General features: G+C 69.7%; 19 protein-coding genes and 1 tRNA gene. 11 read left to right on the forward strand and 9 right to left on the reverse strand.

Annotation, left to right across the window (positions count from 1 at the left end; translation table 11 throughout):
• Positions 1–71 precede the first annotated feature (71 nt).
• The 7 genes from M2157_RS30220 to M2157_RS30250 all read left to right on the forward strand — a co-directional run bounded on the left by M2157_RS30220 (position 72) and on the right by M2157_RS30250 (position 9,336).
• Positions 72–1,460: a cellulose binding domain-containing protein gene (locus M2157_RS30220; RefSeq protein ID WP_280866750.1), complete on the forward strand. Its 1,389-nt coding sequence runs from the start codon at positions 72–74 to the stop codon at positions 1,458–1,460.
• A gap of 200 nt (positions 1,461–1,660) precedes the next feature.
• Positions 1,661–2,965, forward strand: a complete 1,305-nt coding sequence (locus M2157_RS30225) for an extracellular solute-binding protein (RefSeq protein WP_280857814.1) — start codon at positions 1,661–1,663, stop codon at positions 2,963–2,965.
• A complete protein-coding gene (locus tag M2157_RS30230; RefSeq protein WP_280857813.1) occupies positions 2,962–3,945 on the forward strand; it encodes a sugar ABC transporter permease in 984 nt (327 codons plus the stop codon). Before M2157_RS30225 ends, M2157_RS30230 begins: the two co-directional genes overlap by 4 nt.
• Complete coding sequence (locus M2157_RS30235; RefSeq protein WP_280857812.1) at positions 3,942–4,835, forward strand: carbohydrate ABC transporter permease; 894 nt, start codon at positions 3,942–3,944, stop codon at positions 4,833–4,835. Before M2157_RS30230 ends, M2157_RS30235 begins: the two co-directional genes overlap by 4 nt.
• A gap of 26 nt (positions 4,836–4,861) precedes the next feature.
• Entirely contained in the window at positions 4,862–6,175 is a 1,314-nt protein-coding gene (locus M2157_RS30240; protein ID WP_280866751.1) for an alpha-galactosidase, read from the forward strand.
• Positions 6,172–8,160 carry a beta-galactosidase gene (locus M2157_RS30245; RefSeq protein WP_280866752.1) on the forward strand — a complete coding sequence of 663 codons (1,989 nt, stop codon included), beginning with the start codon at positions 6,172–6,174 and terminating at the stop codon, positions 8,158–8,160. The genes M2157_RS30240 and M2157_RS30245 overlap by 4 nt, the downstream gene beginning before the upstream one ends.
• A 75-nt stretch (positions 8,161–8,235) precedes the next feature.
• A complete protein-coding gene (locus tag M2157_RS30250) occupies positions 8,236–9,336 on the forward strand; it encodes a hypothetical protein (protein ID WP_280857809.1) in 1,101 nt (366 codons plus the stop codon).
• Between the two features lie 68 nt (positions 9,337–9,404).
• Here M2157_RS30250 and M2157_RS30255 read toward each other — a convergent pair whose 3' ends face one another.
• The 4 genes from M2157_RS30255 to M2157_RS30270 all read right to left on the reverse strand — a co-directional run bounded on the left by M2157_RS30255 (position 9,405) and on the right by M2157_RS30270 (position 14,215).
• A complete protein-coding gene (locus tag M2157_RS30255) occupies positions 9,405–10,844 on the reverse strand; it encodes a GH1 family beta-glucosidase (RefSeq protein ID WP_280857808.1) in 1,440 nt (479 codons plus the stop codon).
• A 118-nt stretch (positions 10,845–10,962) separates the two neighbouring features.
• Entirely contained in the window at positions 10,963–11,868 is a 906-nt protein-coding gene (locus M2157_RS30260) for a carbohydrate ABC transporter permease (RefSeq protein WP_280857807.1), read from the reverse strand.
• Complete coding sequence (locus M2157_RS30265; RefSeq protein ID WP_280857806.1) at positions 11,865–12,893, reverse strand: sugar ABC transporter permease; 1,029 nt, start codon at positions 12,891–12,893, stop codon at positions 11,865–11,867. The genes M2157_RS30260 and M2157_RS30265 overlap by 4 nt, the downstream gene beginning before the upstream one ends.
• Entirely contained in the window at positions 12,890–14,215 is a 1,326-nt protein-coding gene (locus M2157_RS30270; RefSeq protein ID WP_280857805.1) for an ABC transporter substrate-binding protein, read from the reverse strand. The genes M2157_RS30265 and M2157_RS30270 overlap by 4 nt, the downstream gene beginning before the upstream one ends.
• 355 nt (positions 14,216–14,570) lie before the next feature.
• On the opposite strand from M2157_RS30270, the gene M2157_RS30275 reads away from it, so the two are divergent.
• Positions 14,571–15,626, forward strand: a complete 1,056-nt coding sequence (locus M2157_RS30275) for a LacI family DNA-binding transcriptional regulator (RefSeq protein ID WP_280866753.1) — start codon at positions 14,571–14,573, stop codon at positions 15,624–15,626.
• Positions 15,627–15,696: 70 nt separating this feature from the next.
• On the forward strand, positions 15,697–16,476 hold the full coding sequence (locus M2157_RS30280; RefSeq protein WP_280857803.1) for a serine/threonine protein kinase: 780 nt from the start codon (positions 15,697–15,699) through the stop codon (positions 16,474–16,476).
• Positions 16,477–16,485: 9 nt separating this feature from the next.
• On the opposite strand, the gene M2157_RS30285 is transcribed toward M2157_RS30280, so the two are convergent.
• Positions 16,486–17,382 carry an SDR family oxidoreductase gene (locus M2157_RS30285; RefSeq protein WP_280866754.1) on the reverse strand — a complete coding sequence of 299 codons (897 nt, stop codon included), beginning with the start codon at positions 17,380–17,382 and terminating at the stop codon, positions 16,486–16,488.
• Positions 17,383–17,542: 160 nt separating this feature from the next.
• Between M2157_RS30285 and M2157_RS30290 the strand changes: the two genes are divergently transcribed.
• Positions 17,543–18,418: a LysR family transcriptional regulator gene (locus M2157_RS30290; RefSeq protein ID WP_280866755.1), complete on the forward strand. Its 876-nt coding sequence runs from the start codon at positions 17,543–17,545 to the stop codon at positions 18,416–18,418.
• Positions 18,419–18,467: 49 nt separating this feature from the next.
• On the opposite strand, the gene M2157_RS30295 is transcribed toward M2157_RS30290, so the two are convergent.
• The 4 genes from M2157_RS30295 to M2157_RS30310 form a co-directional block, all read right to left on the reverse strand.
• Positions 18,468–18,543 (reverse strand) — tRNA-His (locus M2157_RS30295).
• A 78-nt stretch (positions 18,544–18,621) separates the two neighbouring features.
• Complete coding sequence (gene orn / locus M2157_RS30300) at positions 18,622–19,224, reverse strand: oligoribonuclease (RefSeq protein WP_057609681.1); 603 nt, start codon at positions 19,222–19,224, stop codon at positions 18,622–18,624.
• Positions 19,225–19,324: 100 nt separating this feature from the next.
• Positions 19,325–20,548, reverse strand: a complete 1,224-nt coding sequence (locus M2157_RS30305; protein ID WP_057609680.1) for a helix-turn-helix domain-containing protein — start codon at positions 20,546–20,548, stop codon at positions 19,325–19,327.
• 377 nt (positions 20,549–20,925) lie between these two features.
• A complete protein-coding gene (locus M2157_RS30310; RefSeq protein WP_057609679.1) occupies positions 20,926–21,231 on the reverse strand; it encodes a hypothetical protein in 306 nt (101 codons plus the stop codon).
• 337 nt (positions 21,232–21,568) lie between these two features.
• Here M2157_RS30310 and M2157_RS30315 point away from each other — a divergent pair, with 337 nt between their 5' ends.
• Positions 21,569–22,096 carry a universal stress protein gene (locus M2157_RS30315; RefSeq protein ID WP_020123262.1) on the forward strand — a complete coding sequence of 176 codons (528 nt, stop codon included), beginning with the start codon at positions 21,569–21,571 and terminating at the stop codon, positions 22,094–22,096.
• The last annotated feature ends 196 nt before the right edge of the window (positions 22,097–22,292 follow it).

Consider the following 22,292-nt stretch of genomic DNA (forward strand, 5'->3'; position numbering starts at 1 on the left):
CGCCCTAAGATCCTCAACCCCCGTCCTGATCAGGCCATTTGCCCGATTACGGCTCGCTAGCGTGCCGCGTCATGAGCATGCATCGGCGCAAGGTGAGTGGCAGGAACAAGCTGATCGGCGGGGCGGTGGCCGCCGCCGTGGTCGGGGGTGGCGCGGTCCTCGTCACGGGTACCGCCCAGGCGGCCGGGGTCGGCGTCGCGTACACCAGGACCAGTGACTGGTCGACGGGTTACGGCGCGCAGTACGTCGTCACCAACAACAGCGGTGCGGCGGACAAGGACTGGACGCTGGAGTTCGACCTGCCGAGCGGATCCACGCTCGGTTCCCTGTGGAACGGGGAGTCCGGTGTGAGCGGGCGGCACGTCACGGTGAAGCCGCCCCGGTGGGACACCGACGGTCTGGCCGCCGGTGAGTCGGTCACGGTCGGGTTCGTGGTCAACGGCACGGGCGATCCCACAGGTTGTCGCATGGACGACGCCGACTGCGCCACCGACGGCAACGACACACCCGCACCCACACCCGAGCCCACCTCCACGCCCACGCCCACCTCCACCGCATCCCCCTCGGTGAGCACCGGCTTCGCCCCCTACGTCGACACCTCCCTCCACCCCGCCTTCGACCTCCTCGCGAGCGCCGAGTCCACCGGCGTCAAGAACTACAACCTCGCCTTCGTCACCGACGGTGGCGGCTGCACCCCCAAGTGGGGCGGGGTCACCGACCTGGCGAGCGACGCCGTGGCCCAGCAGATCGGCGCGCTGCGGGCGAAGGGCGGGGACGTCCGGGTCTCGTTCGGCGGTGCCTCCGGTTCCGAGCTGGCCACGACCTGCTCCTCGGCGGACGCGCTGGCGGCGGCGTACGGGAAGGTCGTGGACGCGTACGGCCTCACCAAGGTCGACTTCGACGTGGAGGGCGGGGCGCTGCCGAACACGGCCGCGAACACCCGGCGGGCGCAGGCGATCGCGAAGCTCCAGTCGGGGCACCCCGGACTGGATGTCTCCTACACCCTCCCCGTCATGCCCGAGGGCCTCACCCAGGACGGCGTGGACCTGCTCGCGAACGCCAAGTCGAACGGCGTCGAGATCGACACCGTCAACATCATGGCGATGGACTACGGGCCCGCGTACAGCGGAGACATGGGCACCTACGCCGAGCAGGCCGCCGCCGCCACCCAGGCACAGGTCAAGGGCGTTCTCGGGCTGTCCGACAGCGCGGCCTGGAACGCGGTCGCCGTGACGCCCATGATCGGGGTCAACGACGTGGCCTCGGAGATCTTCAAGGTCGACGACGCCTCCCAGCTCGTCACCTTCGCCAAGGCGAAGGGCCTGGGCGGGCTGTCGATGTGGTCCGCCACCCGGGACAAGCAGTGCTCCGGCGGTGCGAAGCCCTCGGCCGACGCGACCTGCAGCTCGATCGTCCAGGACGCGTTCGCCTTCTCGAAGGCCTTCGCCGCCTACAACTGAACCCGTCGCCGACGGGGCTCTCGTGTCACCGGTAGGCAGGGATGTCGGTCACGTTTCGACAAATCGGGTCGATAGCTATTGACGCATGACCTGACATAACGCTGTCATTGCGCCACCGTGTTCGGTCAAGTTGATTTCTGGTTGATTACGACCGGTCTCCAAACCCTCCATGATCGAACCCCTGCCTTCAGGAGCCGTACATGCGTGACCTCTCGTCTTCCCTCCCCTCGCCCAGCCGCCGCGGTCTGCTCAAAGGCGTGGGCGGCGCCGCCCTGCTCGGGGCGGGCATCCCCCTTCTGAGCGCCTGCGGCAGCAGTGGCGGCTCGTCGGACCCCAAGACCGTCTCGCTGGGTTCGAACCAGTCGGACGCGGTGCCGAAGAAGGCGTACGGGGAGATCTACACGGCGTTCACGAAGCAGTCCGGGATCTCGGTCAAGGTCAACACCAAGGACCACAACACGTTCCAGGAGCAGATCAACTCCTACCTCCAGGGCACCCCGGACGACGTGTTCAACTGGTTCGCCGGGTACCGCATGCAGTTCTTCGCGGCCAAGGGCCTCGCCTCCCCGATCGACGACGTGTGGGAGAAGATCGGCGACAACTTCCCCGACGCGATGAAGAAGCTCAGCAAGGGCGCGGACGGCAAGTACTACTTCGTGCCGCTGGTCACGTACCCGTGGGCGATCTTCTACCGCAAGAGCGTCTTCGCGCAGCACGGCTACGAGGTGCCCACCACGTGGGACGCCTTCGTCGCCCTGTGCAAGCAGATGAAGAAGGACGGCCTGGTGCCGATCGCGTTCGGCGACAAGGACGCCTGGCCGGCGATGGGCACCTTCGACCAGCTCAACTTCCGCACCAACGGCTACGACTTCCACGTCGACCTGATGGCGGGCAAGGCCTCCTGGACCGACGCCAAGGTCAAGACCGTCTTCGACCACTGGGCCGAGATACTGCCCTACCACCAGGACGGCTTCATGGGCCGCACCTGGCAGGACGCGGCGCAGACCCTGGTGGCCAAGAAGGCCGGCATGTACGTGCTGGGCACCTTCGTGGCGCAGCAGTTCAGCAACAAGGCCGACCTGGACGACCTCGACTTCTTCGCCTTCCCGGAGATCAACTCCGCGTACGGGCAGGACACCGTCGAGGCGCCGGCCGACGGCTTCATGGTGAGCAAGTCGCCGAAGAACAAGGCGGGCGTCACCAAGCTCCTGGAGTACCTCGGCACCCCGGCGGCGGAGCAGATCTACCTCAAGTCCGACACCAGTGTGGTGGCCGCCTCCAACAAGGCCGACACCTCCTCGTACACGCCGCTGCAGAAGAAGGCGTACGAGATGATCACCGGCGCCAAGAGCCTGACCCAGTTCATGGACCGTGACTCCCGTCCTGACTTCACCTCGACGGTGATGCAGCCCTCGCTGCAGAAGTTCCTCCAGAACCCCAAGGGCGTCGACAGTCTGCTGTCCTCGATCGAGCGCCAGAAGAAGACGATCTTCGCGTCCTCATGAGCTCCCAGACCCCCACGAAGACCCCGGGGGCGGCCGCCGTGCCGCCTCCGGGGCCCGCATCTGCCCCTGTCAAGCGGGTCCGGCGGGGCCACCGGCGCCTGCTGACCCGCCGCGACCGCATCACGCTCGGCTTCATGGCCGGCGTGCCCACCGTCCTGCACGTGGCCCTGGTCTGGGTCACCGCCCTCGCGTCGATCGCCCTGGCCTTCACCAGCTGGGACGGCATCGGCTTCGACTCCATCAAGTGGGTCGGGCTGGACAACTTCCAGCAGCTGTTCAGCGACAACCCGCAGTTCTGGCCCGCCGTCCAGCACAACGTCATCTGGTTCGTCGTGCTCATCCTGGTCCCGACGCCGTTCGGCCTGTTCCTGGCCGTCCAGCTGGACAAGAAGATCCGTTTCTCCCGGGTCTACCAGACCGCGTTCTTCCTGCCCGTCGTCGTCTCGCTGGCCGTGACGGGCTTCGTGTGGCAGCTGGTCTACAACCCCGACACGGGCCTGATCAACAGCCTGATCGGGGCCAACAAGCCAGGCCACTACATCGACTGGATCGGCGACCCGGACCTCAACCTGTGGGCGGTGCTGATCGCCGCGTCCTGGCGGCACACCGGCTACATGATGATCCTCTATCTGGCCGGCCTCAAGGGCGTGGACCCCTCGCTGCGGGAAGCGTCCTCGCTGGACGGCGCCAACGAGTGGCAGACGTTCAAGAACGTCATCTTCCCCACCCTGCGCCCGACCAACACCGTCGTCCTGGTCGTCACGATCATCGAGGCACTGCGCGCCTTCGACCTGGTCTTCGTCTTCAACAAGGGCGCCCAGGGCACCGAGCTGCTGTCGATCCTGATCACCAACAACATCATCGGCGAGTCCAGCCGCATCGGCTACGGCTCGGCGATCGCGGTGGTCCTGCTGGTCATCTCCCTCGTCGTGATCATCCCGTACCTGATCTCGACCTTCCGGAAGGAGCGCAGCGCATGAGCACCCCCACCGTCGCGCTCGGCGCCAAACAGCGCACCCCCCTGCGCCCGGCCCGGATCCTGCTCCACGTCTTCCTCGCCGGCACCGCACTGGCCTGGCTCGCCCCGCTGCTGTGGGCCGTCTTCGCGGCCCTGCGCCCCTACGGCGAGACCAGCGAGAAGGGCTATGTCTCCTGGCCGGACACCCTCAACTTCGACAACTTCAAGAACGCCTTCACCCAGTCCGACATGCTCCACTACTTCGGGAACACGCTGCTCATCGCGGTCCCGGCCGTACTGGTCACCCTGCTGCTGTCGTCGATGGTCGCCTTCTACGTCAGCCGCTTCGACTTCCGCCTGAACATCTTCCTGCTGCTGGTGTTCACCGCCGGCAACCTGCTGCCGCAACAGGTCATCATCACCCCGCTGTACCGCATGTACCTGCTCATCGACCTGCCCGGCATCACCATGAGCGGCAAGCTGTACGACTCCGCCCTCGGCCTGGTCCTGATCCACGTGGCGTTCCAGTCCGGGTTCTGCGCCTTCGTACTGTCCAACTACATGCGCATGCTGCCCCACGAGCTGACCGAGGCCGCCCTGGTCGACGGCGCCTCCGTGTGGCGGATGTACTGGCAGATCGTGCTGCCGCTGTGCAAGCCCGCGATGGCCGCCCTGGGCACCCTGCTGTCCATCTGGATCTACAACGACTTCTTCTGGGCCATCGTGCTGATCTCCACCGGCGAGAACATGCCGATCACCTCGGCTCTCAACAACCTCTCCGGCCAGTACTTCACCGACCCCAACCTGGTCGCCGCCGGCGCCCTGCTGACCGCGATCCCCACCCTCATCGTGTACTTCGTGCTCCAGCGCCAGTTCGTCAGCGGACTGACCCTCGGCGCCAACAAGGGCTGACCGCCCTCACCTGAGAGAGAACCACCGTGCCCCACCCCTTCACCCCGCTCGCCTCCGTGCCCGTGGATCCCCGAAAGGCCCGCGTCCACGAGGAGGGCTGGCAGTCCTGGAGCCCCAGCGGCGCCTACGCCCTCGGCGACGAGCCGTACCGCCCGACGAACGACAACTGGGCGACGGTCTGCTACCGCCCGGGTGTCACCGTCCCCGAAGGCACCTTCCAGGGCGAGGGGCTGCTGGCGCTCGACCCGGGCGACGGATCGCCGGTACGGCTGTGGGCGGCGACGGACCCGCTGCACGAGGTCCCGTCGATCCGCATGGTCGCCGAAGGCTCCGTGGCGGAGGTCTGCGCCGACGGCCCGGTGAAGGAGTTCACGGGTACGGACATCCAGTCGGCGCTGGCCGAGTGGGCCGCCGGACTCGGGGTCGAGGCCCCCCGTCCGGCGCCCACCGTCTGGTGCTCCTGGTACGAGTACTTCACCCGCGTCACCGAGGACGACATCCACGAGAACCTCCGTGCGATGGACACCCTCGACCTGCCCATCGACGTCGTCCAGATCGACGACGGCTACCAGAAGGCCCTCGGCGACTGGCTCACCCTCTCCGGCCGCTTCCGCTCCCGCGCGGGCATCGCCGACGCGATCCGGGCCCGGGGCCGTCGCGCCGGCATCTGGACGGCCCCCTTCCTGGTCGACCCGGCCAGTGACCTGGCCGCCGAGCACCCCGACTGGCTGGTCGAGGACCTCGACGGAGGCTTTCTGCACGCCGGCCGCAACTGGGGCCACGACCTGTGCGTCCTGGACACGACCCACCCCGAAGCGGCCGAGTATCTGGCGTCGGTCTTCAGGACCCTGGTGTCCGAGGGCTACGACTACTTCAAGGTCGACTTCCTGTACGCGGGGGCGCTGGAAGGCGTACGGCATTCCTCCGCGGACGCGCTCACGGCGTACCGCTCAGGGATCGAGCTGATCCGCGGGGCCATCGGGGAGGACGCCTATCTGCTCGGCTGCGGCGCGCCCGTCCTGCCCTCCATCGGCCTGTTCGACGCGATGCGGGTCAGCCCCGACACGGCCCCGCACCGGGGCCCCGAGGCCGACGACTACAGCCAGCCCGGCCAGGACCCGGCCGAGTTCACCGGCGTCGGCCGCCAGTGGCAGCACGGCCGGCTCTGGGTCAACGACCCCGACTGCCTGATGGCCCGCCCCGCCGTGGAGACCCGCGAGCGCTGGGCGGCCCATGTGGAGGCCACGGGCGGCCTGATGGCGTCCAGCGACCGTCTGCTGTCGCTGGACCAGTGGGGCGTGGAGACGACCCGGCGACTGCTCTCGGGAGACGCCCGATGATCCCGGAGGGCATCGCCTACGGCGGCGACTACAACCCCGAGCAGTGGCCCGAGGAGGTCTGGGCCGAGGACGTACGCCTCATGCGCGAGGCGGGCGTCAACATGGTCAGCGTCAACATCTTCGCGTGGGCGCTCCTCGAACCCCGCGAGGGCGAGTACGACTTCGCGCGGCTCGACACGATCCTCGCCCTGCTCCACGAGAACGGCATCGCCGCCGACCTGGCGACACCGACGGCGGCCCCGCCGGCCTGGTTCTTCCGCCAGCACCCGCAGGCGCTCCCGGTCGACCGGGACGGCAGGAGACTGTCGTACGGCAGCCGCCAGACGTTCTGCCCGTCGAGCCCCGCCTACCGGGAGGCGGCCCTGCGGATCACCCGGGTGCTCGCGGAGCGGTACGCCGACCACCCGGCCGTCGTGATGTGGCACGTCCACAACGAGTACGGCTGTCACAACGCGGAGTGCTACTGCGACACGAGCGCGGAGGCGTTCCGGGTGTGGCTGCGGTCGCGGTACGGCGATCTGGAAGCCCTGAACAACGCCTGGGGTACGGCCTTCTGGAGCCAGTGGTACTACGACTGGGACGAGATCATCCCGCCCCGCGCCACCGGTGCCGTGCCCAACCCGACCCACCAGCTGGACTGGCGCCGCTTCTGCAGCGACGCACTGCTGTCGCTGTACAAGGCGGAGCGGGAGGTGCTGCGGGTGGCCGCCCCCGCGGTGCCGGCCACCACCAACTTCATGGTGATGTACAACTTCGACGCGCTGGACTACTGGCGCTGGGCACCGGAGCTGGACGTCGTCTCCAACGACCACTACCTGCGGTCCACCGACCCCGAGTCGGAGATCGACATCGCTCTCAGCGGCGACCTGGTCCGCTCGCTGGCGGGCGGCCCGTGGCTGCTGATGGAGCACTCGACGGGCGCGGTGAACTGGCAGCCCGTCAACCGGGCCAAGAATCCAGGTGAGTTGCGCCGAAACGCGCTGGGGCACGTCGCCCGAGGTGCCGACGGCATCGCCTACTTCCAGTGGCGGGCCGCGAAGGCGGGCGCCGAACAGTGGCACTCGGCGATGCTCCCGCACGCCGGCACCGACAGCCAGATCTGGCGTGACGTGGTGGCGCTGGGCGCGGATCTGAAGGCGCTGGCGGAGGTGCGGGGCAGCACCAGCCCCGCCTCGGTCGCCGTCGTCTGGGACTGGAACGCCCGCTGGGCCCTGGAACTCCCCTCCCAGCCCAGCGAGTCGGTGCGCTACCTCGACCTGGTCCGCGCCTGGTACGAGCCGCTGTGGCGCTCCGGCGTGGCCGTGGACTTCGTCCACCCGTCGGCGGACCTGTCGCGGTACCGCCTCGTCCTCGCCCCCGCCCTCTACCTGGTCGACGACGAGGGCGCGGAGAACCTGACCGGCTTCGCGTCGGGCGGCGGCACCCTGGTCGTCGGCTTCCACAGCGGGGCCGTCGACACCAACTGCCATGTCCGCCTGGGCGGTTACCCGGGCGCCTTCCGCGAGGTACTCGGCGTCAGCACGGACGAACTGTTCCCGCTGCTGCCCGACCAGACGGTGGCCCTGGAGGGCGGCGGTACGGCGTCCCTGTGGTCGGAGCGGGTACGCCTGGCCGGCGCGGACGCCGTCACGTCGTACGCCGAAGGCCCCCTGGCCGGCGTCCCCGCGGTGACCCGGCACACCTACGGCGAGGGCGTCGCCTGGTATCTGGCAACCCACCCGGACCCCTCGACGCTCACAGGTCTGCTGAACCGCATCCGCGCCGAGGCGGGCGTGGCGCCGGTACGGGAGACACCGGCGGGCGTGGAGACGGTGCTCCGCAGGGGAGAGGACGCGGACTATCTCTTCCTGACCAACCATGGTGAGCGGAACGCCGAGGTACAAGTGGCCGCGCAGGCAACCGAGTTGCTGAGCGGGAAGCGCGTCGACGGCGGCCGGGTGACGGTGACGCCGGGCGACGTGGTGGTGGTACGGGAATCACGCTGACACGACCTTGCTGGCCGGGCAGGCCGCTCCTACCCTGATCGTCCGACCGTCCGGTCGTCGACAGGGGGAGCGGCCATGGACCGAAGACCGTCCGACGCGGAGATCCTCGATGCGGTCGAGGCGTACGCCCGTCGGCGCGGAGTAGCCGACCGCCCGACCGGTCCCGGCGCCGAGGCCCTGACCTGGCAGGTCCTGCTGGACTTCCGTATCGTCCGGTCCGTCGAGACGCGGGGTGAGCGTCCGATGCGGGAGCCGGGCAGCCGGGACGACCTCGCGAGCCGCCCGACGTACACCGCTATCGGCTCGCACCGGGTTCCGCCGCCCGACGATCCGGAGCTGTCCCGCACCTGGCTGCTGGTGCGCGGCGGGTCGCTCGGCGAGGAGCGGTGCGCGGACTGCGACGGCGGTACCAACAAGTGCGGAGCCTGCGGTGGGCGCGGTGTCCGTGACTGCCCCCGCTTCCTCGACTGCCCCGTCTGCGAGGGCGGCCCGGACGCCTGCTGGGAGTGTGAGGGCACCGGCCGCTCGCGCTCCCGAAGGCCCCCGCACCGGCGGGCCGGGACGAGCCCGGCGGACCGGGCGGCCCGGGTCCGCTGCGAGCGCTGCCGTATCGACGACGTGGCCTGCCCGAAGTGCCGGGGCCGCCGCCAACTCGACTGCCCCGACTGCAAGAAGAGCGGCAAGGTGCAGTGCACCGCCTGCGCGGGCACGAAACGCGTCACCCACCAGGAGTGCCAGGGCACCGGCCGCTTCTCGGTGTGGACCGAGGGCTGGATCCACCAGAACCCCCACCGGGCCAAGGAACGCAGGCTCGGCCGAGTGGACCTCAGACGCGCGACGGGCAACACCGGCCACTGGCACGAGACCGTCCTGCGCAAGACCACCGACAAACTCCCGGACGACCTGGACGACTCCGACGAAGCCCTGATCGCCCCGCATCTGGCCCCGCGCAAGGACGAGGTGGCCCGCCGCGCCACCCTCCGCCGCCTCCCCATGGCCCACGTCCGCGTCCCCGCCGACCCGCACCGCGACTACTTCGCCTTCCCCTCCCACACCGGCATCGAGGTCACCTCCCGCCCCACGACGGAACGCGTCCGCTACTTCGCCGCGATCGCGGGCGCCTCGCTGACCCTGGTGGCCCTCGTCGCGGCGCTCGCGGTGGCGCTGCTGCGGTGAGACCGGCGGGGCGCGGCACCCCCCTCGGCTGCCGCGCCCCGTTCCCCCGACCCCCGTCTTCGCGGTGGTTACTGGATGCTCTGGACCTCCGGGAGCGTGCCCGTGCGGGCTGCCTGGCCGTACCAGAGGGCGCTGGACTTGGGTGTCCGTTCCAGCGTCGCGTAGTCCACGTAGACCGCGCCGAAACGCTTCTCGTAGCCGTACGCCCACTCGAAGTTGTCCAGCAGGGACCACAGGTAGTAGCCCCGGACGTCCGCGCCGTCGGCGATCGCGCGGCGGACCGCGGCGAGGTGGCCCTGCAGGTAGGCGATCCGCTCGGGGTCGTGGACGCGGCCGTCGGGGTCGGGCTTGTCGTCGTAGGCCGCGCCGTTCTCGGTGATGTACAGCGGCAGCCCCGGAGCTTCGCGCGTGTAGCGCATGATCAGGTCGTGCAGGCCCGTCGGGTCGATCGTCCAGCCCATCTCGGTGCGCTCACCGGGCGTCTGGTGGAACGTGACGTCGTCCGCCCCGGGCCACGGGGAGTGCGTGCTGCTGCCGTGACCGTCGGCGCGCGGCCCGCTGGTGTCCGCGTCGGCGGACGACACCAGTGCCGGCGTGTAGTAGTTGAGGCCCAGCGCGTCCAGTGGCTGGTTGATCAGGGCGAGATCGCCGTCCTCGACGAACGACCAGTCCGTGATCAGCTCCGTCGCCGTGAACAGCGTCTGCGGATACGCCCCGTGCAGGATCGGCCCGTGGAAGACACCGTTGGCCAGGTCGTCGATCTTCTGCGCCGCCGCCAGGTCCGCCGCGTCCTGCGAGAAGGGCCTGACCACCGAGGAGTTGAGGCTGAGCGCCACCGAGTTGCGGGCCGGCATCGACGCGCGCAGCGCCGAAGTGCCCAGTCCGTGCGCCAGGTTCAGCGTGTGCGCCGCCTTCAGCGAGGCCGCGGGGTCCGTACGGCCCGGCGCGTGCACCCCGGACGCGTAGCCCAGGAAGGCCGCGCACCACGGCTCGTTGAGGGTGATCCACTGCTCCACCCGGTCGCCGAGCGCCTCACCGACGATCTGCGCGTACTCCGCGAAGCGGTAGGCCGTGTCGCGCTCCGGCCAGCCGCCCGCGTCCTCCAGCTCCTGGGGCAGGTCCCAGTGGTAGAGCGTCACGGCGGGCTTGATGCCGTGCGCGAGGAGCTCGTCCACCAGCCGGCGGTAGAAGTCCAGACCCCGCTGGACCGCGGGGCCGCGGCCGGTCGGCTGCACCCGGGACCAGGAGATCGAGAAACGGTACGCCGTCAGGCCCAGGTCGGCCATGAGCGCCACGTCGTCGCGGTAGCGGTGGTAGTGGTCGACAGCGATGTCACCGTGCTCGCCGCCGGCCGTCTTGCCCGGGGTATGACTGAAGGTGTCCCAGATGGAGGGCGTACGGCCGTCCTCCCGCACCGCCCCCTCGATCTGGTAGGCGGAGGTCGCGGCGCCCCACAGGAAGGCGGGGGGAAAGGTCACCGGGCTCGCCGGCGTTTCGGACTCAGGCATGGAAGCGCTCCCATTGGAGGTCGTCAGAGCGACTGATGGAGGGGGGAGGGGAGAGGAAGGGGCCGAGGCGGCGCCGGCCCGGCCCCAGGGGAGAGGGTGGAAAACCGTGTGACGGGTGTCAGCCCTTGATCGCACCCTGCATGATGCCGCCCACGATCTGCTTGCCGAACAGGATGAAGGCGATCAGCAGCGGCAGCGTGCCGAGGAACGCGCCCGCCATGATCACGGCCTGGTCGGGGACATAGCCGGTGCCGAGCGAGTTCAGGGCGACCTGCACGGTCGGGTTCTGCTGGTTCAGGGCGATGATCGGCCACAGGAAGTCGTTCCAGGCGAACACGAAGGTCAGCAGCCCGAGCACGGCCATCGCAGGCCGCGCGGCCGGGAAGACCACGTGCCACACCACCCGGATGCTGCTCGCCCCGTCCACCCGGGCCGCCTCGATCAGCTCGCTCGGCAGCGCCTGCACGAGGTACTGCCGCATGAAGAAGGTGCCGAAGGCCGTCACCAGAGTGGGCAGGATGACCGTCTGGAGCTGGTTCGACCACCCGAGGTCGGCCATCCACAGATACAGCGGTACGACCGCCAGCTGCGGCGGGATCATCATCGTGCCGATCGTCAGCAGCAGCAGAAAGCCCGAGAACCTGAACCGCAGCTTGGCGAAGGCGAATCCGGCGAGCGTGGAGAACAGCACCGTGCTGATCGTGATGGCGCCCGCGACGATCACGCTGTTGAGCATGGCGGTGCCGAGGCCGGCCTCGTCCCACGCGGTCTGCATGTTCTTGAACAGGTTCCCGCCGAACCACAGCGGCGGCGGCGTCTCGGCGAGCCGGTGGTCGGTACGCGAGGCCGCGATCGCCGTCCACACCAGGGGCGCCAGCGAGACGAGCGCGAAGACCGCCAGGACCAGGTAGGTCACCGGGCCCGCGTGCAGCTGCTTGCCCGCGCCCATCACCCGACGGGAGGCGCCCCGCTTCTTCCCCGCCTGAGGATCTGCCTGAGGCAGCGTCAGTTCACTGGTGGTCATTGGGACTTCCTCAGACGTCGGGTGACCAGCAGGTTGATCGCGGCGACGATCAACAGGATCAGGAACATGGACCAGGCGATCGCGGACGCCTTGCCGAGGTTGCCGATGATCCAGCCCTGGTCGTACATGTACAGGCCGAGCGTCTGGTACTGGTGCTCGGAGCCGCCCTTGGAGCCGCTGACCCCGCCGAACAGCAGGGGCTCACCGAAGAGCTGGGTCGCGCCGATGGTGGAGACCACCACCGTGAACAGGATGGTCGGCCGAAGCTGCGGGACCGTCACGTGGATGAACTGCTGCCAGCGGTTGGCCCCGTCGATCGCCGCCGACTCGTACAGGTCGGCCGGGATGGCCTGCATCGCCGCGAGGTAGATCAGCGCGTTGTAGCCGGTCCACCGCCAGATCACGATCGACGACACCGCGAACTGCGAACCCCAGTCGGACTCACGCCAGTTGATGGGGTCGATGCCCACGAAGTCGAGGAGCCAGTTGACCATGCCGCCGTCCCACGAGTACAGCAGCGTGAAGACGAGGGTCGCCGCCGCCACCGAGGTGGCGTACGGGGTCAGCATCACGACCCGCCAGATGGTCGAGCCGCGCAGCCGGTAGTTGAGCAGGTGCGCGAGTCCGATCGCCGCCATCAGCTGCGGCACGGTCGAGATCACACCGATGGTGAAGGTGTTCTTGAGGGCGTTCCAGAAGAAGTCGGAGGACAGCAGGTTCTGGTAGTTGTCCAGGCCCGCCCAGGTCTGGGTGTCCAGCGAGGACAACTGCACGTCGTGCAGCGAGTACCAGGCCGTGTACATCAGCGGGATCAGCGAGAACGCCCCGAAGATGACGAAGAAGGGGGCGATGAACACGTACGGAGACGCCTTCATGTCCCAGCGGTACAGCCGGCTGCGCCAGGGGCTCTTGCCCTCGGGCGGCGTACCGCGACCGTGAGCGCCCCGGGCCGCGCCCGGCTGGGAGCCGGGCGCGGCCTCGGCGCTCGACGCGGGATGCGCGAGTGCCTGCTTGGGGCTTGTCACTGGCCGAGCACGTCCTTGATCTCGTTCGTGGCCGCGTCCCAGCCCTGCTCGGGCGACTTGCCCTTCTGCTCGACCTGGAGGATGCCGATGTCGGTCAGCGCGGTGTTGATCGGCTGGTCCTTGATGCCGAAGATCTGCGCCGGGATCGTCTTCGCCGAGTCGGAGAAGATCTGTGTGATCGGCGCGTTGCTGAAGAACTCCGTGGTGGCGGGAGCCGGCTTCAGGGTCGAGTACGCCGACGGGGCCGAGGGGAAGCTGGCCTGCTTGGCGAAGACCTTCGCCTGCTGCTCGGGCGCGGTCAGCCACTTCGCCAGCGCGATGGCCTCCTTCTGGTGCTTGCCCGCCGTCGGCACGCCGATGAACGCGCCGCCCCAGTTGCCCGCGGTCGGCGCGGCCGCCACGTCCCACTTGCCCTTGCCCGCCTCACCGGACTTCTCCTGGATGTAGCCGATCATCCAGGCGGGGCAGGCCACGGTGGCGAAGGAGGCGTTCGCGTAGCCCTGGTCCCACGGCTTGTCGAACTGCTTGAGCTTCGCCGACATGTTGCTGGTCGCCACGGACATCGCGACGTCCCAGGCGTTCTTCACGCCGCTGGACTTGTCCCAGACGACCTTGCCGCTCTTGTCGTAGTAGCGCTCGCTCTCACCGTTGAGCACCGCGTTGTAGACGGAGGAGGCCGAGTCCACGAACTTGGTGCCGCTCGGCGCCTTCTTCATGTACTGCTTGCCGAGGTCGACGTACTTGTTCCAGTCGCCCTTCCACTGCGCGGCGAGCTTGGTGCGGTCGGTCTCCAGACCGGCCTTCTCGAACAGGTCCTTGCGATAGCAGATCGCCATCGGGCCGATGTCGGTGCCGAGCCCGATGAGCTTGCCGTCCGTGGTCGTGGCCTGGGCGTTCTTCCAGTCCAGCCACTGCGACTTGTCGACGTCCTTGCCGAGGTCGACGAACTTGGAGCCCTGCGTCTGCACGGCCTCGGTGATGTTGCCGACCTCGATGGCCTGGATGTCGTCGGTGCCGGAGCCGGCCTGCAGCCGGGTGAGGACCTTCGGCCAGTAGACGTCGGTCCGGGTGGTGACGTTCTCCTTGATGGTGATGTCCGGGTGCAGCTTCGTGTACTCGTCGTAGAGACCGGCCTGCTTGTAGCCGAAGACTCCGAAGGTGCCGACGGTCAGCGTGGTCTTGCCGCCGCCGGAGTTGTTGCCCGAGCCCGACGAGTCGCCGTCGTCCGAGTCGCCGGCGCAGCCGGCCAGCACTCCCGTAGTCAGTGCGGCGACGGCCGCCAGGGCCAACAGCCGGTGGGACCGGCGGGTAGTCGTGCGCATTGCGTCCTCCTGTTGCCTGACGTGCCGACCCCCCGGCCAACTGCGTTGTTGGACCCGTTAGTTCTTGCTGCGGCTCGGGCGGGGAACGTGCGGGAAATTTATGTGTCAGGTACCGTGGGAGCGCTCCCACAAGTGATGTGTTGAAGGTTCGCGGGTTGGAGCGAGGGTGTCAAGGGAGTGCGCGGGGGGAGATGCCTTCAGTTATCAGCCTGTTAACTGGACCCACTCGGACCGCCCCGGCGCTCGCGCACGAAGCTGTGGGGTGCGGGGGTGCCGGTCCCCGTGACCGTCACGTCCACACGCGGGACTGTTAAATTCCAGGCCAGCTTAGAGACACGGTGGGAAGGCGGAGCCCATGGCAAGCCACGGAGCGCGGAGCCGAAGCGGTGGCCGGCCCACCCTCGAAGAGGTCGCCGCGCGCGCCGGCGTCGGCCGGGGGACCGTTTCCCGGGTGATCAACGGCTCCCCCCGGGTCAGCGACGCCACCCGCGCGGCGGTCGAGGCGGCGGTGGCGGAGCTCGGGTACGTCCCGAACACGGCGGCGCGGGCCCTGGCGGCCAACCGCACGGACGCGATCGCGCTGGTCGTGCCCGAACCGGAGACGCGGTTCTTCGCGGAGCCGTACTTCTCGGACATGTTGAAGGGCGTGGGCGCGGAGATCTCGGACACCGAGATGCAGCTCCTGCTGATCTTCGCGGGCAGCGACCGCGAACGCCGGCGCCTGGCCCAGTACCTGGCGGCGCACCGGGTCGACGGCGTCCTGCTGGTGTCGGTCCACGCCGACGACCCGCTTCCCGACCTGCTGTCCCAGCTGGAGATCCCGGCGGTGATCAGCGGCCCGCGCTCGGCGGCGGAAACCCTGCCCTCCGTGGACTCCGACAACTACGGCGGTGGCCGCTCGGCCGTGGAGCACCTCCTGGCCGGCGGCCGCAGTGCGATCGCGCACATCACCGGCCGCCTCGACGTGTACGGCGCCCAGCGCCGCGTCGACGGCTACCGGGACGCGCTGCGCGACGCGGGCCACGACGTGGACGAGCGACTGATCGAACCCGGCGACTTCACGGAGGAGGGCGGCCGCCGGGCGATGACGAATCTGCTGGCCCGCCGCCCCGACCTGGACGCGGTCTTCGCCGGCTCGGACGTCATGGCGGCCGGCGCCCGCCAGGTCCTGCGCGAGGAGGGCCGGAGCATCCCCTCCGACGTGGCCCTGATCGGCTATGACGACTCGGCCATAGCGCGCCACATGGACCCGCCCCTCACCAGCGTCCGCCAGCCCATCGAGGAGATGGGCCGCCACATGATCGACCTCCTCCTCTCGGAGATCGCCGACCGCCGCCCGGCGGTCTCCCGGGGCCTGGAGCGCAGACAGGTGGTACTGGCCACGGAGCTGGTGGCGCGGGCGTCGTCCTGACCTCGGCGAGGGCGACCACGAGCCACAGCAGCATCAAGAGGTTGAACGCAAGGATCACCCCGGTGAGGTCATGACTGCCCATCCCCTGCTGGAGGTCGACGAGATCCCCGGGACCGAGCCGTACCTGCGGACCGTGGGTCAGGTGTTCCGTTCCTTCCGCGAACAGGACTCCGGCTGCCTCTCCCACGGAGTCCGTCTCCCCGACGGCACCCGCTGGTTCGTGAAGGAGGCCACGACCGACCGCGCACAACGCTCGCTCGACCGCGCCTGGTCCTTCCACCGCACGGTCCGGCATCCGGCGATCGTCCCGCAACTGCGCCGGATCACCGTGGGAGGCCGCCGTACGGCCGTCGTCATGCCGTGGCACGACGGCGAGATCCTCTACGACCGCACCGCCCGCGCCCGCTTCCGCGCCCTGCCCCTCGCCCGCGTCCACGACGCCCTGGACCGCGTCCTGGACGCCCACCTCGCCGTCGAGGCCGCGGGTCAGGTCGCCGTGGATCTCTACGACGGCGCCTTCCTCTACGACTTCGGCGCCCACGAGCTCCACCTGATCGACCTGGACGAGTACCGCCCGGGCCCGTTCGTCCTGACCGAGGACCGCCTCCCGGGCTCCACCCGCTTCATGGCCCCCGAAGAGTGGCGACGCGGCGCCACCATCGGCCTCCGCACCACCGTGCACCTCCTCGGGCGCACCGCCCGCCTCCTCCTGGACGCCGGCCCCGGCGAGGACGCCTTTCGCGGTACGGCCGAGCAGTTGGCGGTCGTCGAACGGGCCACGCGTCCGGAGCCGGGCGAACGGTTCGACGGCGTACGGGAGTTGGTCGAGGCGTGGCGGGCGGTGTCGTAGCCGGGCGGCTCAGGCGGTCGTGAAGTAGTGGCCCGCCTCCAGGTCCGGGATCAGCGCGGGGTGTTCCGGCTGCCAGTCCAGCAGCTTCCGGGTGAGCGTGCCGGACGCCCGCATGTCGATGGCGGCGAAGCGGCCGAGCCAGCCGAAGTGGTCCGTGGCCTCCTCGGGGGCCACGCTCGCGACCGGGACCCCCAGACCCCGCCCGACGGTCTCGGCGATCTCGCGGAACGGCACCCCCTCGTCCCCGATCGCGTGCAGCCGTACGCCCGCCGGTGCCGCCTCCAGGGCCAGCCGGAACAGCCGGGCCACGTCGAGCCGGTGCACGGCCGCCCAGTGGTTGGAGCCGTCGCCCACCATGACCGAGACGCCCTTCTGGCGCGCGAAGTCGATGAACATGGGCACGAAGCCGATGTCGCCCTCGCCGTGCACGCTCGGGGGAAGTCGCAGCACCGACGAGCGCACCCCGCGCTCGGCGAGCGCGAGCGTCGCGAACTCCGAGGCGTGCCGGTGCTTGGCGGGGGAGTCCGGATCGGCCGGGTCCTCCTCGGTGCCGAGGCGTCCCGGTGCGGTCAGCAGCCCCGAGGTGACCACGAAGGGCTTGCCGGTGCCTTCGAGGACGGACCCGATGGCCTCGATCGCCCGCAGGTCGGCCTCGCCGGAGGTGGTCAGATTGCTGAAGTCGTGGATGAACGCCAGGTGGGCGACCCCGAAGGCCGCCTCGGCACCCCGGCGCAGACTGTCGAGGTCGTTCAGGTCCCCGCGGTGCACCTCCGCTCCCGCCGACTTCAGTGCTTCCGCGGACCGGTCCGAACGGGCCAGGCCCAGGACCTCGTGCCCGGCGTCGAGGAGTTCACGGGTGACGGCGGAACCGACGAAGCCGGTCGCACCGGTGACGAATACACGCATGGTGATCCTTCGCTGTGACGAGTGAGGGTCCCAGCGTGCGAAGGAGAGACCGGGCGAGTCCAAAGCTTGTTCCGTATTGCGCAATACGCATCAGGCATGACGGCAGGTGACGGCCGTTCTCCACGGGAGGCGGCCGCGAACCCCGGCGTACGCTTCGGGCATGACCGACCTCGACCTCCGGCTGGTCCGGTACTTCACGGCCGTCGCCGAGCACCGGCACTTCGGCCGGGCCGCCGAAGCGCTGCACATCACCCAGCCGTCGCTGAGCCGGCAGATCATGCGGCTGGAGCAGCAGCTGGGCGCGCGACTGCTGGAGCGGACCCCGCAGGGGAGCAGCCTCACCGAGGCGGGGGAGGTCTTCCTGCCCCGGGCCAAGGCGCTGCTGCGCTCGGCGGCCCAGGCGGCGAGCCTTGCCCGGGCGGCCGCCGAGCCGAGCCGGATCACCGTGGGGTACACGGCGGGGATCATCGTCACCCCGGCGGTGCGCGCACTGCGCGAGCGCTTTCCGGACGCCGACGTCAGGACCGCGCACGTCGACTGGGGCGAGCGGGCCACGGCCCTGCCCGAGCTGAAGGTCGACGTACTGGTGACCCGGCTGCCCTTCCCGACCGACGGGGCGCAGGTGACGGTCCTCTACGACGAGCCCCGGGTCCTGGTGCTCCCGGTCGGTCACCGCCTCGCCGGCAAGGAGTCCGTCACCCTCGACGACATCGCCCACGAGCCGCTGGTCCGGGTGGCCGACCCGGTCTGGAACGCGTACTGGCGCATCGACCCCCGACCGGACGGCCGACGGGCACCCGACGGTCCTCTGGCCGACGCCCTGGAGGACAAGTTCGAACTCGTCGCCTCAGGACAGGCCCTGGCCATCACGGCCTTGCCCCGGGCCGGTGCGCTCCGCCCCGATGTCACCGCGGTCCCGCTGCACGGTGTCGAGCCGGCCCATGTGGTCCTCGCGACCCGCGCCGAGGAGCGGAGCCGGCTGGTCGCGGCCTTCCGCAAGGCCGCGCGCGTCTTTCTCAGGGCGTCCGACTCCTGAAACGACCTCAGCCGGTGACCCTGTCTCCAGGATCACCGGCTGAGGTGAGTGGGGTGAGTGACGGGACTTGAACCCGCGGCCACCTGGACCACAACCAGGTGCTCTACCAACTGAGCTACACCCACCATGTTCGGCTGTCTTGGGTTTCCCCGACCGGCCGAGAAAAAGTGTACAGGGTCTGAAGGGGTGCTCGCGCCCGGCTTTTACCGCCCGGGCAGGACGTGCTTCGCGGCGATCGTCTTCGCGGTGTCGGAGTCGGGTCCGGGCTGCGGGACGAAGATCGCCTCGCGGTAGTAGCGCAGCTCCGCGATGGATTCGCGGATGTCGGCGAGGGCGCGGTGGTTGCCGTTCTTCTCCGGGCTGTTGAAGTAGGCCCGCGGGTACCAGCGCCGGGCGAGCTCCTTGACGGAGCTGACGTCCACGATCCGGTAGTGGAGGTAGTCCTCCAGGGTGGGCATGTCCCGGAGCAGGAAACCGCGGTCGGTGCCGACGGAGTTGCCGCACAGCGGGGCCTTGCCGGGTTCCTTGACGTGCTCGCGGACGTAGGAGAGGACCTGGTCCTCGGCGTCGGCGAGCGTCGTGCCGCCGGACAGCTCGGTGAGCAGTCCGGACGCGGTGTGCATCTGACGCACCACCTCCGGCATCGTCTCCAGCGCCTGGTCCGGCGGGCGGATGACGATGTCCACACCGTCGCCGAGCACGTTGAGCTCGGAGTCGGTGACGAGGGCGGCAACCTCGATGAGCGCGTCGTCGGACAGCGAGAGGCCGGTCATCTCGCAGTCGATCCACACCATGCGATCGTTCATGCGAACACCCTACGGCTGACGTCCGCTTTTGTGGTGCCCCGCGTCGGCGCGACCACCTGTGACACCGGGCGGGCCCGGTGGCCCGCCCGGTGTCGGGACGTCACGTGCCGCTGCGCTGCCCCGGCAGGCTCGCCCGGCCTCCGACGTACAGCTCGCGGCCGTTCTCGGAGGGCGGGCCCACGGGGGCCGGGGTGCGGCGGCTCTGGATCGGAACCGGACCGCTGTCCGGGTGCAGCTGCACCGGCGGGCTGGGCGCGGGACCGGTCGGGCCCACCGAGCCGTCGCTGTCCACCGGCTTGTCGCCCTGCGGACGGCGGGCCCGGTACGCGGCCCGGTAGGCGGCCGGGGACGAGCCCAGCTGCCGCCGGAAGTGCCCGCGCAGCGCCACCGGCGAGCGGAAGCCGCAGCGGCCCGCGACCTCGTCCACCGAGTAGTCGGACGTCTCCAGCAACCGCTGCGCCTGCAGCACCCGCTGCGTGATGAGCCACTGCAGCGGTGCCGAACCCGTCAGCGAGCGGAACCGGCGGTCGAACGTACGACGGCTCATGTACGCCCGCGCCGCCAGCGTCTCCACGTCGAACTGCTCGTGGAGGTGCTCCAGCGCCCAGGCGACGACCTCGGCGAGCGGGTCGGCGCCGATCTCCTCTGGTAAAGACCTGTCGAGGTAGCGCTCCTGACCGCCCGAGCGGCGCGGCGGGACCACCAGTCGGCGGGCCAGCGCGCCGGCCGCCTCGTTGCCGTGGTCCGTCCGCACGATGTGGAGACAGAGGTCGATTCCGGCCGCGGTACCGGCCGAGGTCAGTACGTCGCCGTCGTCCACGAAGAGTTCTCGTGGATCGACGTGCACCGACGGGTAGCGCTTGGCCAGCGTCGGTGCGTACATCCAGTGTGTTGTCGCGGGGCGGCCGTCCAGCAGGCCCGCCGCGGCCAGAACGAAGGCGCCCGTGCACAGCCCGACGATGCGGGCGCCCTCCTCGTGCGCCCGGCGCAGAGCGTCGAGCGCCTCCTCCGGCGGCGGTGAAGTGATCGAGCGCCAGGCCGGTACGACGACCGTGCCCGCGCGTGAGATCGCTTCCAGGCCATGCGGTGCGGTGAGTTCCAGGCCCCCTGTGGTCCGCAGTGGGCCCTCTTCGCCACCGCACACCAAAAGGCGGTAGCGCGGTACGCCGGCGTCCTGGCGGTCAATCCCGAACACCGACAACGGTATGGAACTCTCGAAGATGGGGCCGCCGCTGAACAGCAGCACCGCGACGATCTCCTTGCGGCGTCGCCCGGAAAGCTTCCGGGCCGCGGCTTCCGGCGCGGCAGTGGAGTCGTGGCTCATACTGCTAAGCCCCCCTCGGTGGTCGCGGCTCCTCGGTTGTGTCGCTCCTGCACGTTTCCCCTCGGTCCTGCACGAGTCCCCCGCCGTAAGACGTCAAGATCGAATCTACTGTGTCCCGTGGTGTCGGCGTGACCAGTTCGTCATCCGGCACATTGTCGACATGGCAACTTGGCGTAAAGCATTCGATCACGAAGCGTTGCACTCGTGGGCCGTGCAGGGAAGTGCGCCTTGTGGCAGTGGCTAATCCACGTAGGGTGCGCAGGGCCCCGGAGACCCTATCCGTGCAGGTGGAACGGGGGTTGAGGGGTGGTCGGGCCAAGGGACACGCCCAGTGCGGAAGTTGGCTGAAAAGAATCGTCCCCGTGCATGGAAACCGGTCAGCCGACCGGTGTATTTCCCCCGGTGTGACGACCGCCTCGATGGGCCCCGGCGCCGCTCCTGTGATGACGGCCACGACGGGGTGCCCGCTCCTCCGCCCGCAGGCGGGCCGCGCCGCGCTCCGACTGGCGCAGGAGGATACGGCAGACGGCCGTGACGGCGGCGAGACCGAGGGCCGTGCCCGCCGCGCCGGCCAGCGAGGTGCCGTAGCAGACGAGAACCACGGGGACGAGGACGCAGCTGAAGGCCGCCCAGCGGACCACGTCGGTGGTGGAGTCCTCGGAGGGCGGTCGGTGTCCGGTCATCGCGTGCTCCCTGTGGCGTCTCCCTGCGGGGGTGGCTCACGGAGGTCAACGCGCGTTCGACCGGTCGGTCACTGTATCGAGGGGCCGTCCGGTGGGTCCAGGCCGGGGACGGCCACACGCATCCTGTGCAAACCGCCTGTACAGCGCAGCAACCATTGCGTTACGGGCGCCCCTCGTGCATGCTCCCTGGAACCCCCACGGACGGTGGGCGGGCTCTGGGATAAGGAGGCTTGCCGCCGTACCCTTGGGGGTATGGGGTTGGGAAGATGTTTCCCGGACACAGCTCCGCCGCACACTGTCGTCCCTCCCACACAAGGATCACAACGCCGAGACAGCCATGGCCGGTCACGAATTCTTCGAACCAGCGGACCGCAAGCGGCCCGTCGCCGATCCCACGGCGGCCGAGCCCCTGGCGGCGGAAGAGCCACGCCACTCCTGCGACCCCGCCTTCAAGCACGGCGTCGTGGTCGGCTTCGACGGCTCCACATCCAGCGAGCGCGCCCTCGCGTACGCGATCGGCATGGCCCATCGCTCCGGCTCGGGCCTGATCATCGTGCATGTCGCCAACCGGCTGCCCACCACCGTGTGGGCCGGCTGTGAGCCACCGGTCTTCGTCGACGTGCCGGATCACCGCACCGAGGTGCTCGGCCTCGAGCTCGCCTGTGCCGACTACCTGGCCGAGGTGCCCTGGATCCTCGTCGAGCGCGGCGGAGACATCTGCCACGAGCTCGAGGAGGTAGGGCGGGAGTACGAGGCGGACGCGATCGTCGTCGGCTCCACCCACGGCATCGTGGGGCGGATCTTCGGCTCCGTCGCTGGGCGGCTCGCCAAGCGGGCGAAGCGGCCCGTCATCGTCATTCCGTAACTCGCCCTTCTCCCAGGTGAGATGGGGAAATCTACTCGCGCGTAGAGGTGTTTGTGCCCTTGTGAAGGGCATATAGCGGTCACTGCACCGCTGCACACCGAAGCGTGCTGCGGGCCGGGGCGTGACGGCCACCGGTCAGCTGCGCGGGCCGGGAGTCGGGCGGCTTCCCGGCGATGAGACGGACCCCCGTGAAGGT

Origin of the sequence: Streptomyces sp. SAI-127 (assembly GCF_029894425.1) — a bacterium.
Classification (GTDB): Bacteria; Actinomycetota; Actinomycetes; order Streptomycetales; family Streptomycetaceae; genus Streptomyces.